At 63.5% G+C, this 1,174-nt stretch carries 1 protein-coding gene; it reads right to left on the reverse strand.

Annotated elements, in window-relative coordinates; genetic code table 11:
• Positions 1–1,077: hypothetical protein (locus HLH36_RS19425; protein ID WP_220792935.1), on the reverse strand; the 1,077-nt coding region annotated here is incomplete at its 3' end.
• Between the last annotated feature and the right edge of the window lie 97 nt (positions 1,078–1,174).

The following is a 1,174-nucleotide window of genomic DNA, read 5'->3' on the forward strand; positions in this document are numbered from 1 at the left end:
TTTCTCTCGCTCGGTCGGCGTCATGCGCAGCATCTGGAACGCGCGCGGGTCGAAGCCCTGGCTGAACTGCTGTTCCCATGACTGGTATTGCGCAGCCGGCAGGCCAGAGGCGCGCCATGCTTGCGCCTTCGCATTGATGGCATCTTCATTGCCCATCAACTGATGGATCATCAGTTGGTTGGTTTCCTTCTGGAGGCTGCTGTTCGGGTTGGCATGCTCGGCGGCCGAAAGCCGGGCATCCGAACTGCCGAGAGCCTGGGACTGAGCATTCGCGAGTTGCTGGGCCCACTTGTTGAAGGACTGGGCAGATTCAACGCCACGCTCACCCCAGTTGGTGCCCGGGACAATGTTATTGAACGTCGCCTGTATTTTTCTCAGACGGTCGTATCCGGGCCCACTAGTGAACCCATCCAGATCCGTCGCCATATTCCCCAGCATGCCTAGCCGATCATTCCGGCTGGCAGCGGCCGACATGAGGGCGTTCGCACCTTTGGCCCCAGCCTCAGCAGTCGCGCGCTGTGCTTCAAGCTGGCCAGCGGGCGGACCTGCGGAGAAGCCGCCCGGCTGCGCGTTGGCCCCCGAACCCGAGAAATCGTTCTGGCTGCCCGGATAGCGGCCGCTGCCCATCACATCGAGTGGGACAGTGGGCTTGTTGGTAGTATCCACATACCCACCTTGGCCGTTCGACTGGGCGACCTGCGCCCGCGTGCCGATCTTCGGATTGCCACCAGCGTCGTTGTAGGGTTCCGGCGCGGTAGCCTCACCCGGTGTCAGCGTCTTGGCGATCGGCGCGCCCTGATTGACGCCACCCTGGCCGCTGGCCGGAGAGCCGACGTTCTGCCACTGGAGATGGCCACCGACATCGACAAGCTGCAGTGAGCCGAACGCATCTGCGGACTGCCCGGCGCCCGGCATGAGACTATCCATCAAGCCACGGACAGAGGTGCGGATGCCCTTGCTGTCCGCCGGAAGCGACGAATAGACCTTCTGCGCCGTGCCGAGGTCGATCGTTCCCGTGGCAACCCCAACGCCGAGTTGCCGCGCAACATCGGCCTTTGTCACATCCGGATTGTTCATGAGCGGGGCAGCCAGCCCGGCAATGTGACCAGCTCGAGCGGCCTGCAACTGGGTCTGAGCCCGATCGTTTCCGATCTGCTGGGCCTGTTGGCTGCGG

Origin of the sequence: Gluconacetobacter aggeris (assembly GCF_014174395.1) — a bacterium.
Taxonomy (GTDB): domain Bacteria; phylum Pseudomonadota; class Alphaproteobacteria; order Acetobacterales; family Acetobacteraceae; genus Gluconacetobacter; species Gluconacetobacter aggeris.